This window comes from Streptomyces sp. NPDC004658, from assembly GCF_040609555.1.
Lineage (GTDB): Bacteria > Actinomycetota > Actinomycetes > Streptomycetales > Streptomycetaceae > Streptomyces.
This window is the reverse complement of record NZ_JBEXKG010000030.1, coordinates 14933-28867: the sequence shown is the minus strand read 5'-3', so window position 1 is coordinate 28867 and position 13935 is coordinate 14933. Positions and strand designations below refer to the sequence as shown.

The following is a 13935-nucleotide window of genomic DNA, read 5'->3' as shown; positions in this document are numbered from 1 at the left end:
CTCGATGGACGCGGCCTGATGGACGGTGTGGTCCTGGTCACCGGGGTGATGGCGGCGGGCAAGTCGACGGTGGCCCAGCGCCTGGCGGAGGCGCTGCCGCGCGCCGCGCACGTCCGGGGCGACGCGTTCCGCCGGATGATCGTGTCGGGGCGGGCGGAGTACGGTCCGGGGAACGACGGGGAGCACGCGTCCGGGGCGGGCGCGGAGGCCGTGGCCCAACTGCGGCTGCGGTACCGGCTGTCGGCGGCGACGGCGGACGGGTACGCGGCGGCGGGCTTCACCGCGGTGGTGCAGGACGTCGTCCTGGGCGAGCACCTGCGGGCGTACGTCGGCCTGGTCCGCACCCGACCCCTGCACGTGGTGGTCCTCGCGCCCGGTGCGGCGCAGGTCGCGGCCCGCGAGGCGGGCCGGGCGAAGACCGGATACGGCGGCGGGTGGACCGTGACCGCCCTGGACGAGGAACTGCGCCTGCGGACCCCGCGCATCGGCCTCTGGCTGGACACGTCCGGCTGGACGCCGCAGGAGACGGTGGAGGCGATTCTCGCGGACGCGCAACGGGCGCGGGTCGCCTGACGTCCTTCCTCACGAGGGTCGTTGTCAGTGGGGCGGCGTAGTGTGCTGAGCGATGGGGGCACCTGCCCGGAGGCCGCGTACGACGGGGTACGCGCGCCTGCCACGCACAGGGAGATCGCGGGGGAGCGATGAGCACGACGGACGCCGATGTTCCGGCGATCACGCTGACCGAGGCGGAGCTGGACCGCTACGTCACGCACGCGCCGACGCGCGGCCTGCTCGCGGGCGCCGGACTGCCCGCGGAGACCGCCCTGCTGACGTTCTCCCCGCTGCGCACGCACGGCCTGCGCACGCTCGCCGACGCCGCCGACAGCCCCTTCCACCTGGCGGAGGAACTGCGCGGCCGGCTGGTCATAGGCGAACTGCTCACCCCGGCCGGCAGGGAACGCCAGTCGATCCTGCTCGACGGCGCCACCGGCGAGCTGACGACGGCCTACCTCTTCGACCCGTCCCACCCGGCCCCCTTCGCGCCCTCCCTGAACACGCTGCTGCGCTTCGCCGCGGTCACCGAGGAACTGGCGGGCCTGCGCGGCCGGTTCGCCTCGCTGGCGGGCCAGTACGGCCCCAGGACCGTGACCGAGGCCTCCCGTCGCCTCCTCACCCTCTTCGAGGAGGGCACCGACGGCGAGGTCCCGCCGTACTGGAAGGCGGCGGCGCTGATCCGCCCGCTCTCCCTCATCGCCGGCCCCGGCACGGCATCGGGCCTCACCCTGGACGTCCCGGCACGCGTCCTGGACCAGCAGTTCGGACACGGCAGGGTGGCCCGCTTCGAGGAGGTCGACTTCCCCAAGACGCTCACCCACGAGCCGACCCGCCGCTTCCTGCGCGAGACGGGCCTGCCGGAGGAGGCGGTCCTCTTCCACGCCGACACGGACGTCCCGCTCCCCACCCTCCGGGAGTACTTCACCCAGGAACGCCCCGACTACCCCCTCGCCGAGCTGCCGGCCCACTGCGACCACCTGATCCGCCTCGGCCACCTCCTGGAGGACAACAGCCTGGTGATCGACGGCAGAACGGGCGCGGTCCTCACCTTCAACGAGCCGGAGGCGGCGCTCTACCCCCTCAACACCGACGTCTCCACCCTGGCCTTCACCCTGTGGCTCATCCACCACGAGCGCACGATCGACGCCCACCTGGGCCACGAACTGTCCACGCAGGCCTACGACCACCTGGTCGCCCTCATGATCCGCACCCTGCACTCGGTCGACCCGACGGGCACCGCCCCGGACACGACCTGGCACTACTGGACGAACGTGTTCCAGGACGAGGCGGGCGGGGTGTTCTGACATCCGACCGCAGTGATTTTCCCGATTCCGACCACTTGGCGTGGCTGCACATCCCTACCGTGGGCCGTGACGATGCGGACACGCACGGTGATGGAGGGGTGCGCATGGCGGTCGACGCGGCTGCGGAGACACTCAAGGGCGAGACGAGTGAGCAGGGCTGGCAGGTCGACCCGGACGACGAGTGGGGCATCGCCGTCATCACCACCGTCGGACGGCAGTTGAAGCTGCGCCGGGAAGCGGTGGGCATGAGGGCCGGTGACTTCGCCGCAGCCGTCGGCTACGGCGAGGACATGGTCTACAAGATCGAGAGCGGTAAGCGGATCCCCCGGCCCGAGTACTTGGACAAGGCCGATGACGTCCTGGGGGCCGGCGGCCTGCTCTCGGCGATGAAGGAGGACGTACAGAAGGTCCGCTACCCGAAGAAAGTGCGGGCCCTGGCGGAGATGGAGGCGAAGGCGGTCGAGATCGGCGTGTACGAGTGCAACAGCGTCCACGGGCTCCTGCAGACGCCGCAGCATGCCCGAGCCTTGATCGAGGCAGCACAGCCGCCGTACCCGCCGGATGATGTGGACCGCATGGTGGCTGCTCGACTGGCCCGACGGTCGGTCTTCGAACGCACACCCGCCCCATCCATCCACTTCGTGCTGGAAGAAGCAGCGGTGCGCCGCCGGGTCGGAGGCACAATGGTGTGGCAACAGCAGCTCGAACGTCTGTTGGAGGTCGGGCAGTTGAACAACGTCTCGTTCCAGGTCATGCCGACGGACACGGATGCCCATCCCGGTCTCGACGGAAAGATCGAGCTGCTGAAGTTCGCCGACGGCAAGGCGGTGGGCCGCTCCGACGGCCTGTTCAACGGCCGGCCCGTCTCCGACCCGAAGCAGCTCCGCATCCTGGAGCTGCAGTACGGCACCATTCGGGCGCAGGCCCTCCCACCTCGGGAGTCGCTTGCCTTCATCCAGAAACTGCTGGGAGAGACATGATGCGCGAGGCCTCCGCCGGCCACCCCTCCGAACTGGCGTGGTTCAAGAGCACTTACAGCAGCGGCACCAACGGCGAGTCCTGCGTCGAGGTGGCCGTCACTCCCCGCAAGGTGCACGTCCGTGACTCGAAGTCCCTCGACGGCCCGCAGCTCGCGGTCGCGTCGGACGCCTGGACGGACTTCGTCTCGTACGCGTCCCGCGGCTGAGGGGACACAAGGAGAGGGCGGCATCCCGCACGGGGTGCCGCCCTCTCGTATCGAGGCCGACGTCCTGGATCAGCTCCGGGGGTCGCCCCGCGTCACGGCTGCGGGCAGTCCCGCTCCCTCTTGCGCAACGCCTCCGTCAGGAGGCCTGCCACCAGGCTGGTGACGGGATGGTCTGCGCCGACCAGCTCGGTGAGACGGGCGAGTGTGGATTCGTACAGCGGGACCGCTCGGTCGAGTTCACCCGACGCCTCGTACACCCGGGCCAGGCCGGCGCGGCTGCTGAGGGTGTCCAGGTGGTCCGGGCCCAGAATCCGTGTGCGCTGCTCCAGGACGGTGGTGAACAGCGCTTGTGCCCGACCCAGGTCACCTGCCGCCCGGCAGGCTGCCGCCAGGTTGTTGCGGCTGAGCAGGGCGTCCCGGCTCTCGGCTCCGAGCAGCCGTTCCTGTTCGGCCAGCGCGGTTTCGAGGAGGGGGACGGCACGGGCGGCGTCCCCCAGCTTGTAGAAGCAGGCGGCGAGGTTCATCAGGCTGCGCAACGTGTCGGGGTGGGCATCGCCGAGCACCTTCCGGCGCAGGCGGAGGGTCTCCTCGAAGAGGGGGACCGCGCGCTCCGGCTCCCCGGCCGCGTCATGGGCCGAGGCGAGCATGCTGAGGCTGACCAGGGTGTCGGGGTGTTCAGGGCCGAGGACGCCCGTGCGCTGCACCAGTGTCGTCCGGCACAGGTCGAGCCCGGTCGGGACGTCGCCCGTGACCAGGCAGAGGTGGGCGAGGTTGCTGCGGCTCAGCAGGGTGTCGGGGTGTTCCTCGCCGAGAGCTTGCTCCCGTCGTCTCAGGACCTCCTGGTACACCTCCTGCGCCCGGCCCAGATCTCCGGCCGACTCGTAGGCGTATCCGAGATTGCCCAGGCAGCTGAGGGTGTCCGGGTGGTCGGAGCCGCAGACGTCTTCGAAGCCGGCCAGGACCTCCTCGTACAGGGCGATGGCCTCCTGGAGGCGGTCGGCGCTCTCGTATGCGCCGGCGAGGTTGTTGCGCAGCCGCAACCCGTTGAGTTTCAGCGAGGGCACCAGGTTCTCGTAGCCGGACGCGTCGGCAGCCCGCTGGACGATGTCCTCGTAGATCCCGATCGCCCGGTCGATGCGGCCGGCCGACTCGTAGGCGCCCGCCAGGGCACCTTGCAGGGTCAGGGTTCTGAGGTGATCGGGGCCGAGGGCGTCCCTGCTCGCAGCCGCGGCCGTCTCGTACTCGTCGATCGCCCGTTCCAGTCTCCCGGCGGACCTGTGGGCGGAGGCGAGGCCGCTGCGGAGATTCAGGGTGGTGAGATGCCCGGGGCCGTGGAGCCGCAGGCTCTGCTCAAGGGCCGGTTCCAGGACCTTGACGGCGTCGTCCAGGCGACCCACCGTCTCGTACACGCCCCCCACAGCGCAGCGGGCCACCAGCGCGTACGGGTGGTCGTGGCCGAATCCGCGCTCGATCTGAGCGCTGTACGCCTCGTACAACGGCAGCGTCCGGGTGCTCAGGCCCTGGCCTTCCAGGTGCACGGCGGTGCTCACGTAGAGCGCGGACACCGGCGTGCTGTAGCAGTCCTTCGGGTCGGTCGCCGCCAGTGCGCACACCTGTCCGGCGAGGCGCGCGAGTTCGTGGGCGTCGTGCGCTTCGTCCGCTCCCCTCGGGTGGACCGCCCGGAGCAGTGCCTGCTCGGCCTCGTGCCGCCCGCGCGGCCGGCCGGGCGCGGACTCGCCCGGGTGCGCGCGCTGCGCCGCGGTGACGGCGTCGGTGCGCAGCACGCTCTGCACCAGGCGGTGGACGGCTACGTCCCGCCCGGTGAAGGTGATCATGCTGTAGGCGTGCAGGACACCCAGGGCGTCGTCGGCCGCGATCTCGTCCGGCGCCAGTCGGGTGACCAGGTCGCGTGGGCACCCGTCGGGGTCCAGCCAGGCCAGGGCGTAGAGGAGTTCGACCGCCGACGGGTCGTCGTCGGCGATCGCCGCCAGGGTCACCTGCCAGATCCGGGCGACGGTCTGTCGCGGGTCCCGGCGCGCAGGGGTTCTGGAGAGGTGGAGTCCGAGGCGGAGCCGGTAGGCCGCGACCGTGGTGCGGGTCCGTTTCACGTAGGCGCCGGCCTGGTCCAGGGCGAGCGGGAGGCCGTCGAGCTCCCGGGCCAACTGCCCGGTCTGCCACCGCGATGCGTCGGACGGGTCCCCTTCGGACACCCAGGACCACAGGAGGTCCGCCGCCTCGCCCTGTGGGAGAACACCGAGCGGGAGCAGTGCGCTGCCGACGGCGCCGAGGTCGTCCCAGTCGTCGGCCAGCCTGCTGGTGATCAGGTGGTGTCCGCTGGCGAGACTGCCCAGGAAGGGTCTGAGGAGCGCGGGATCCTCGGCGTTGTCGTACACCAGCAGCCATCTGGTGTGGCGCTGAAGCCAGGCGAGGGCCCACGAGGTGAGCTCGGGCTGTTGCGCCGTTCCGGCCCAGACGGGGCTCAGGAGCCGGGCGATGCCGGCCAGGGCCTCCTCGATCTTCCCCGGGGAGGAGGTGTCGATCCACCAGACCAGGTCGTACGTCTCCCGGAAGGTGTGGACGTACTGCCGCGCCAGTGTGCTCTTACCGACCCCGCCCAGCCCGTGGACGACCACGGCAGACACACTCGGACCGGCGCGCTCGGCGGTCAGCATGTCGCGGATCGAGGCGAGTTCGTGCTGTCGTCCGGTGAAGCGGTGGCTCGGCGGCTGGTCCAGGTGGACGACTCCTTCGGCCCGGGCGTCGGCAGCCGATCGCAGCGCCTCGGCCGACAGCACGACCGTCGTGACCGTGCTGCTCATCACGCCGGTGTTGATGCCGAAGTTGATGACCTGCCCGGTACCGCTGAGATCGAGCGGCGCCGATGTCACTGGGAGTTGCCGCCGTGGATCGTCGTGGTGGAGGTCATCGACCCGTGGTTGATGCCTGGGTTGACCACGGCGCCCGGGCCCGACACCGTGACGTGGGCCGGCTGCGGCTCCGGCCGCGGCAGCAGCTCGGCCAGCTCCGCCAACAGCTCCGGGTGCTCCCGCAGGGTGCGCTTGACGGCTTGCCGCACAGTCGCCTGGGCGTCGGCGTCCTCGTTCTCCTCCGCCGCCTCGCGGACGTCCGCCTCCAGCACCTCACGCTGCCGCTCGTCGCGCCGCTGCCACACACGCTGGAGGATGCGCCTCCCCAGGTCCACGGTCGCCCCCGCCGCCGCGTCCTCGGCCTGAGTCAGTACGGCGACGCCGTAGGCGGACATCGCGGCGCCGATGGTCGGGCCGGCCAGCTGCATGAACGTGTCGAGTTCCATGGACCCCCCTCGAAGCTCGTGCCGGGGCACGCAGACGACTGAGTGGGCCACAGCGTAGGGAACCGGCGGCGCACGTGGCCGGAGATGTTCGAAATGATCGATCTCGTTCCGGTTCCAGGCCGGCAGACGGACGGCGGGCGGCGGCCGGGAAGAGCCGGGAGGGGAACCGGCCGCTCTTCCCGGACGAGCACGGCGATCCACGGCGACGTCCCCCTCACCGAGCCGAACACTCAACCCCCGCCATGGACACGGCAACCAGCGCCGGTCCACCTATTGTGTTAGCCGTTGTAAGCCCCAGCCCTTGAGGCGCTGAAGGACTCCCTTGCGGTAGATGAAGCGGCCGTTCTCGTCGACCGCTGAAGCGCCAGGGCCCGCGGCCCTCGGCCTTGAGGAACTCGGCGCACGAACCGGCAATCTGCCAGCCGAGCGTGCGCTCGGGGAGCTTCCAGGTACCGTCCGCCTCCGTCCGCCACGTCGGGCCGAGGAACGTTGGTTCAAGCGCGTCGATCTCTTCGTGTGTGGAGGCTGTAATCGTCATCACATCCCCCGGCATGGCGCGGCTAGGATGCGCCGCGTGAGGGTGGAGACACGACAGCGCAGGTACTTCGGCGTCCGAGTGACGATTGAGGAGTTGTTTCAACTCGCGTATGAGGTTGGCCAGTTGCTCGGCCAGCCCGCCACCGCGGAGTTGTTGATCCGCAAGGAGAGCTGCGAGGTAGTTGCCAATTCAGTAGCCGACATCCGGGCGGCCTTAGGTGCTGATGTCTTTTTTGGGCGTGGTCGGCTGACTGTCAGTTCGAGTGACGGCTCGCTTGACCTTGCGATCGGTCTAGGGGAGGGCTACGGATTCACGTACGGCGTACTGCCCCACCGTCAATGGTGGACTAGCCACCTAGCGATCCGGCACCGCGAGGGCGACGTCGCAGACGAGATGTTCACCAAAGCGTCGGAACTGTTGAACCGACGATCAAAAGGAAAGGGAGACGTCCCTCTCTACCTCACTTATACGCAAGTGATTTTTTTCGGCATCCTCTTGCTGCTTGCGCGATCTATGATCCTGCAACCGAAATTGAACACCTTCTGCGCCATTTTGGTGACGTACGTGCTCGCATGGTTCGTTCTGACGCCGATACTGAGTACCCGTATCACAATCAGGCCCTGGCCTCGTAGACGCCGTTTCCGATCGTGGACCCCGTCTCCAGAAAGCGTTTCGCGTTGGACCGTGATTGCAGGTGTACTGGCCGTCCCGTCAATTGTCCTGTCGGTAATTAGCCTGCTCAAGGGTTGAGACCGAGAGACGATTTGTAGTCGGCGATGGCGAGCACGGCCGCGGACTGCTCCTCGGGCTCGGGCTCGTGCAGCTCGATACGTATGCGGCCGCCGGTCGCCCTCGGCGACGAGGAGCCGCCTGAAGGCGCTGTAGATGGGCTGGAGCATCTGTGCCGAACGCTTGCTGGGTCTCTCGTAGTAAGAGAGGTCTTCGCGCAGTGAGTACGCGAGTGCCTAATTGGACTGCTGGTAGAAGTAGACCTGGCCGGACTCCTTCAGGGAGTCTCACAGGCGCATCGCGATGGGGTGGCAGTTGCGGTCGGCGCTCGGCATATTGGCGGGCCGGGCGACGCCTCGTGTCACCGATTGCATGTCTCCGCCCTTGCGCTCGCGCGGGCGGGCCAGGTCAGCTTCCCGGTTGGGTACGGGGCCGGGCACATCGCCCCCCCCCCGCGTTCTATGCGGCTCAGCCTCGCACCGCTGCGGATGCGATCATGAAGATCGTTAGTTAGGAATGGAGCATGGGTAGAGGGGAGCGACGGAGACGGAAGGAGCGGAGGGGGCCGCTCATCTTTGTCAGCCATGCAACGGGCGACTCGGATACGCCACTTGTCCGAGCTATATGCAGCTTCATGAAAGACGCAGGGTTGGGCTCCGGCGACTTCTTTTGCAGCTCACAGACACCGTACTGGTTCACTCAAGGCAAGAATGACGCCTCGCAGATATATGGGTTCCTGGACCAGGCTGTGGTCTTTATGCAGGTCACGACTAAGCTGTTTTTGGAGCGGCCGAATTGCCTGCTGGAGGTTGGATACGCGATCAGTCGTCGACGGCGTGATCAGGCGGATCGGCGCTCCAGTCGCCTTCAAATGCTGCCCATAGTGGTGCCGCCTGTGGACTTTACGCCGATAAACAACATGAGGTTGGGTTCGGCGATTGCACTGAACGACGAAAAGAAGAATGTGAACCTGTTCGCGGCTCAGCTACGGAAGCTGCTTGAGCAAAGCGGTCACCCGATCAATGATGAATCGTGGACCGCTGCTACCGGGACATTCGTGAACACTAACTGGCCCAACGCGCTATCCGAGTATCGCAGCAAAGCTGATTGACAAGGCCGCTCAAACGGCTAACATAATAGGTGGACCGGCGCTGGTTACCGTGTCCGTGGGGGGTGGGTGTTCGGCTCGGTGAGGGGGACGTCGCCGTGGATCGTGTCGGATGGCCGATAGACTTTGACGCGCGCTTCATGGCGGTATCTTGTCCGTCGCTCTAGGGCTCTGCGCTGACCTTGGCTACTTCAGTGCTATATCTGAGCATTGGTTCGGCGGTCCGCTGTCTCGCCTGTGGGGCGCCAAAGAGGCACTCCGAGTCCTCGCCATTGGGCGGCGCCTTGCTGCAAGTGAGACGGGCTACCGGTAAGGGCGGCACCCCGCTTGGAGTGCCGCCCTTACGTTTTGCCTGGTCAAGAGATCAGAGGCCGTGGCGGGAATCGAACCCACGTAACTCGCTTTGCAGGCGAGTCCCTAAACCACTCGGGCACACGGCCGTGTTCGTGAGAAGAACGTACGGGGCGGGCCGTGAGGGGCTCAAGGGCAGTGGGGGTGCTGCAACGGGACTGCCATGTGCCGTTCACGAAGCGGGGCGGGACGTACGACCAAGGGCCTAGCGCCGGTCGGTCTACTGACAGGGGCCAAAGTCCGTTGTGGGCCTTACTCTGTCGCACATGAGTGCCCTTGGATCCCGTGAGCCCGATGTTCTCGATCCGCCCGCCGACCAGGACGGCGGTGTGCTGAGCAGGGCGTACCGGGCGCTCAGTGTCGGGATCGTGTCCGTCGTGGTCCTCATCGCGTTCGAGGCGACCGCCGTCGGGACCGCCATGCCGGTCGCCGCGCGGGAGCTGGACGGACTGGCGCTGTACGCGTTCGCCTTCTCCGGGTACTTCACCACCAGTCTGTTCGGAATGGTGCTCGCCGGGCAGTGGTCGGACCGGCGGGGCCCGCTCGGGGCGCTGACGACCGGCATCGCGGCCTTCGCGCTGGGGCTCGTCGTCGCGGGGACCGCGCAGGTCATGTGGACGTTCATCCTGGGGCGGGCCGTGCAGGGGCTCGGCGGCGGGCTGGTCATCGTGGCGCTGTACGTCGTCGTGGGGCGCGCCTATCCGGACCGGCTGCGACCCGCGATCATGGCCTCCTTCGCCGCCGGCTGGGTCGTCCCCTCGATCGTCGGCCCCCTCGCCTCCGGAGCCGTCACCGAGCACCTCGGCTGGCGCTGGGTGTTCCTCGGCATCCCGGTCCTCGTCGTCTTCCCGCTCGCCCTCGCCCTGCCCCAGATACGGCGGCGCGCGGCCGGCCCGGTGGACGCGGAGGCCGGCGCGGGCTCCTTCGACCGGCGGCGGATCCGGCTCGCGTTCGGGATCTCCCTCGGCGCCGGGCTCCTCCAGTACGCCGCCCAGGACCTGCGGCCCCTGGCCCTGCTCCCGGGGCTGGCCGGGGCGGCCCTGCTGGTGCCCGCCGTTCTCGGGCTGCTGCCCCGCGGCACCTACCGGGCCGCCCGCGGCCTGCCCTCCGTCGTGCTGCTGCGCGGGCTCGCCGCGGGTTCCTTCATCGCCGCCGAGTCCTTCGTACCGCTGATGCTGGTCACCCAGCGCGGGCTGTCCCCGACGCTCGCCGGTTTCTCGCTGGCGGCCGGCGGCGGGACATGGGCGCTGGGGTCGTTCGTGCAGTCCCGGCCGCGGCTGGCGCCGTACCGGCAGCGGCTGATGACCGTGGGGATGGTGCTCGTCGCCGCCGCGATCGTCACCGCGCCGAGCGTGCTCCTGCACTCCGTGCCCGTGTGGACCGTGGCCGTCGCCTGGGGCGTCGGCTGCTTCGGGATGGGCTTGGTGATCGCCTCCACCAGCGTGCTGCTGCTCCAGCTGTCGGCCCCGGAGGAGGCCGGCGCCAACTCCGCCGCGCTCCAGATCTCCGACGCCCTCTCCAACGTCGTCCTCCTGGCGGCCACCGGCGCGGCCTTCGCGGCCCTGGGCGGCGGGAGCACCGCGGCCACCACGGGGGCGGAGGGCGGGCATCCCGCCGCCTTCGCCGCCGTCTTCCTGCCGATGGCGGCGGTGGCGGTGGTGGGGGCCTGGGTGACCACGCGGCTGCGTGAGCGGACACGGCCGGCGGAGTGAGAGCGGTGGGGCCGAGGGGGCGGTTGTGACGTCGCTCCCACCCACGGCCGGCCCGGGGTCGTCCGCGCGTTGAGGAGAGGGCGGCGCCGGTAGGGTGGCCCGGTCGTCATACGTAGCCGCCCTACCCCGCTCGGAGACCGTGACTACCACCGCCGCCTCGTCCGTTTCCTCCCACCACCTCTCGCCCGCCTTCCCGGGCCGGGCCCCCTGGGGTACCGCCAGCAAGCTGCGTGCCTGGCAGCAGGGGGCGATGGAGAAGTACATCCAGGAGCAGCCGCGTGACTTCCTCGCCGTCGCCACGCCCGGCGCCGGCAAGACGACCTTCGCGCTGACGCTGGCGTCCTGGCTGCTGCACCACCACGTCGTCCAGCAGGTGACCGTGGTCGCGCCCACCGAGCACCTGAAGAAGCAGTGGGCGGAGGCCGCGGGCCGGATAGGGATCAAACTCGACCCCGAGTACAGCGCGGGCCCGCTCGGCCGGGAGTACGACGGCGTGGCCGTGACGTACGCCGGTGTCGGGGTGCGCCCGATGCTGCACCGGAACCGGGTCGAGCAGCGCAAGACACTGGTGATCCTGGACGAGATCCACCACGCCGGTGACTCCAAGTCCTGGGGCGAGGCCTGCCTGGAGGCGTTCGAGCCGGCGACGCGGCGCCTCGCGCTGACCGGTACGCCGTTCCGTTCCGACACCAACCCGATCCCCTTCGTGACGTACGAGGAGGGGCCGGACGGGATCCGGCGGTCCGCCGCCGACTACACGTACGGCTACGGGTCGGCGCTGTCGGACGGGGTCGTCCGGCCGGTGATCTTCCTCTCCTACAGCGGCAACATGCGCTGGCGGACCAAGGCCGGCGACGAGGTCGCGGCCCGGCTCGGCGAGCCGATGACCAAGGACGCGATCAGCCAGGCCTGGCGTACGGCCCTCGACCCGCGCGGCGACTGGATGCCGAGCGTGCTGCGCGCCGCCGACCAGCGGCTGACCGAGGTCCGCAAGGCCATCCCGGACGCGGGCGCGCTGGTCATCGCCTCCGACCAGGACTCCGCGCGCGCCTACGCCAAGCTCATCCGGGAGATCACCGGGACGAAGGCGACGCTCGTGCTGTCGGACGACGCCGGCGCCTCGAAGAAGATCGACGAGTTCAGCGCGAGCGACGACCGGTGGATGGTCGCCGTGCGGATGGTGTCCGAGGGGGTCGACGTGCCGCGGCTCGCGGTGGGCGTGTACGCGACGACCATCTCCACGCCGCTGTTCTTCGCGCAGGCCGTCGGGCGCTTCGTACGGTCCCGGCGGCGCGGCGAGACCGCGTCCGTGTTCCTGCCCACCGTGCCGGACCTGCTGACCTTCGCCAACGAGATGGAGAAGGAACGGGACCACGCCCTCGACAAGCCGAAGAAGGAGGGCGAGGAGGACCCGTACGCCGAATCCGAGAAGGAGATGGAGGAGGCGAACAAGGAGCAGGACGAGGACACCGGCGAACAGGACATGCTGCCGTTCGAGGCGCTGGAGTCCGACGCCGTGTTCGACCGCGTGCTGTACGACGGCGCCGAGTTCGGCATGCAGGCGCACCCCGGGAGCGAGGAGGAGCAGGACTACCTCGGGATTCCGGGGCTGCTGGAGCCCGAGCAGGTGCAGTTGCTGTTGCAGAAGCGGCAGGCCCGGCAGATCGCGCACAGCCGGAAGAAGCCGGATGCCGAGGCCGACCTGCTGGAGCTGCCGGCCGAACGGCGGCCGGTGGTCACGCACAAGGAGCTGATGGAGCTGCGGAAGCAGCTGAACACGCTGGTCGGTGCGTACGTCCACCAGAGCGGTAAGCCGCACGGGGTGATCCACACCGAGCTGCGGCGGGTGTGCGGGGGGCCGCCGAGCGCGGAGGCCACGGCGGGGCAGTTGCGGCAGCGGATCGAGAAGGTGCGGGAGTGGGCTACGCGCATGCGGTGACGCTGCGCTTGCTTGGGGTTGATTCACCCACCCGCCCACCCGACTAGGTCGGCCGAAAGCGCACCGCCCAGGGGCTCCGCCCCGGACCCCCGGGAGGGGTAGGGGTTCGGGTGCGCCGAGAGCGCCCCGCCCAGGGGTTTCACCCTTTCCCGGGGAGCGCCTCTGTCCGGGGTGTGTGTGCGTATCCGGACGAATGGAGGCAGGCCGGATCCGGGCTTGCCCGGATTCTGGACGAAGACTTCCGCTCAGCGAACCGGCTTCGCTACTGTCCCGCTACGCACACGCCCCGTGGCAGCGCCGCCGCGGAGCGCAGCCGTGAAGCGACTCGGCCCGGGAGCCGCCGGACCGTCCTGCCGATCGGCGGCCTCTGAAGCGCGTCGCCGACGGGACTCGGTGACGCATCCGCCGAACAGGGGCTGCCGACCTCACCGCCGAAGGAGTGGGCGTCGTGACCGCGGAGACCTCTCAGACGCTCGACCGGGGACTGCGCGTCCTCAAGCTGCTGGCCGACACGGACCACGGGCTGACCGTCACCGAGTTGTCCACCAAACTGGGCGTGAACCGGACCGTGGTGTACCGGTTGCTCGCGACGCTGGAGCAGCACGCGCTCGTACGGCGTGATCTGGGCGGGCGGGCCAGGGTGGGACTCGGCGTGCTGCGGCTCGGGCGGCAGGTGCATCCGCTGGTGCGCGAGGCGGCGCTCCCCGCGTTGCGGTCGCTGGCCGAGGACATCGGGGCGACGGCGCACCTGACGCTGGTGGACGGGTCCGAGGCGCTGGCCGTCGCGGTCGTCGAGCCGACGTGGACGGACTACCACGTGGCCTACCGGGCCGGGTTCCGGCACCCGCTGGACCGGGGTGCGGCCGGCAAGGCGATCCTCGCCGCGCGGCAGTCGCCATCGGCCGACCCCGGGTACACCCTCACGCACGGCGAGCTGGAGGCCGGGGCGAGCGGGGCCGCCGCGCCCCTGGTCGGGGTCACGGGCGTCGAGGGCAGCGTGGGCGTGGTGATGCTGGCGGACGCCGTACCCGAGCGGGTCGGTGCCCGGGTGGTGGAGGCGGCCAGGGAGGTCGCGGAAGCACTCCGCTGAGTCGCCACCCCTCTTGGTCGCCTCGCCAAACGCGTTCCCTCACCTTTGGCCGATCGGCACACGCCAAGGTCTTTCCCCCTCCGCATCATCAAGGGCCAGACAACCCCGAG

At 69.7% G+C, this 13935-nt stretch carries 11 protein-coding genes and 1 tRNA gene; 9 read left to right on the top strand and 3 right to left on the bottom strand.

Going from position 1 to position 13935, the window contains the following annotated elements:
* Nucleotides 1-18: 18 nt before the first annotated feature.
* The 4 genes from ABZV94_RS13735 to ABZV94_RS13720 all read left to right on the top strand — a co-directional run bounded on the left by ABZV94_RS13735 (nt 19) and on the right by ABZV94_RS13720 (nt 3045).
* Nucleotides 19-573: an AAA family ATPase gene (locus ABZV94_RS13735; protein WP_356340433.1), complete on the top strand. Its 555-nt coding sequence runs from the start codon at nt 19-21 to the stop codon at nt 571-573.
* A gap of 128 nt (nt 574-701) precedes the next feature.
* Complete coding sequence (locus ABZV94_RS13730) at nt 702-1859, top strand: SUKH-4 family immunity protein (protein ID WP_356340431.1); 1158 nt, start codon at nt 702-704, stop codon at nt 1857-1859.
* 104 nt (nt 1860-1963) lie between these two features.
* Nucleotides 1964-2839 carry a helix-turn-helix transcriptional regulator gene (locus ABZV94_RS13725; RefSeq protein ID WP_356340430.1) on the top strand — a complete coding sequence of 292 codons (876 nt, stop codon included), beginning with the start codon at nt 1964-1966 and terminating at the stop codon, nt 2837-2839.
* Nucleotides 2836-3045, top strand: a complete 210-nt coding sequence (locus ABZV94_RS13720) for a DUF397 domain-containing protein (RefSeq protein ID WP_356340429.1) — start codon at nt 2836-2838, stop codon at nt 3043-3045. The genes ABZV94_RS13725 and ABZV94_RS13720 overlap by 4 nt, the downstream gene beginning before the upstream one ends.
* Nucleotides 3046-3137: 92 nt before the next feature.
* On the opposite strand, the gene ABZV94_RS13715 is transcribed toward ABZV94_RS13720, so the two are convergent.
* Together ABZV94_RS13715 and ABZV94_RS13710 are read right to left on the bottom strand one after the other, a co-directional pair.
* A complete protein-coding gene (locus ABZV94_RS13715) occupies nt 3138-5933 on the bottom strand; it encodes a tetratricopeptide repeat protein (RefSeq protein ID WP_356340427.1) in 2796 nt (931 codons plus the stop codon).
* Nucleotides 5930-6358, bottom strand: coding sequence for a hypothetical protein (locus tag ABZV94_RS13710; protein ID WP_356340426.1), 429 nt, complete (start codon nt 6356-6358; stop codon nt 5930-5932). Before ABZV94_RS13710 ends, ABZV94_RS13715 begins: the two co-directional genes overlap by 4 nt.
* Before the next feature lie 574 nt (nt 6359-6932).
* Between ABZV94_RS13710 and ABZV94_RS13705 the strand changes: the two genes are divergently transcribed.
* Complete coding sequence (locus tag ABZV94_RS13705; protein ID WP_356340424.1) at nt 6933-7646, top strand: hypothetical protein; 714 nt, start codon at nt 6933-6935, stop codon at nt 7644-7646.
* 613 nt (nt 7647-8259) lie between these two features.
* A complete protein-coding gene (locus ABZV94_RS13700) occupies nt 8260-8736 on the top strand; it encodes a hypothetical protein (protein WP_356340423.1) in 477 nt (158 codons plus the stop codon).
* A gap of 365 nt (nt 8737-9101) precedes the next feature.
* On the opposite strand, the gene ABZV94_RS13695 is transcribed toward ABZV94_RS13700, so the two are convergent.
* A tRNA-Cys gene (locus ABZV94_RS13695) sits at nt 9102-9173 on the bottom strand.
* 177 nt (nt 9174-9350) lie between these two features.
* Here ABZV94_RS13695 and ABZV94_RS13690 point away from each other — a divergent pair.
* The 3 genes from ABZV94_RS13690 to ABZV94_RS13680 all read left to right on the top strand — a co-directional run bounded on the left by ABZV94_RS13690 (nt 9351) and on the right by ABZV94_RS13680 (nt 13825).
* A complete protein-coding gene (locus tag ABZV94_RS13690) occupies nt 9351-10796 on the top strand; it encodes an MFS transporter (RefSeq protein ID WP_356340422.1) in 1446 nt (481 codons plus the stop codon).
* 139 nt (nt 10797-10935) lie between these two features.
* Nucleotides 10936-12735 (top strand): DEAD/DEAH box helicase, encoded by a 1800-nt coding sequence (locus ABZV94_RS13685; protein WP_356340421.1) that lies wholly within the window; start codon nt 10936-10938, stop codon nt 12733-12735.
* A gap of 448 nt (nt 12736-13183) precedes the next feature.
* The gene (locus ABZV94_RS13680) at nt 13184-13825 is read left to right on the top strand and encodes a helix-turn-helix domain-containing protein (protein WP_059249803.1); all 642 of its coding nucleotides are present in this window, start codon (nt 13184-13186) and stop codon (nt 13823-13825) included.
* Nucleotides 13826-13935: the final 110 nt, after the last annotated feature.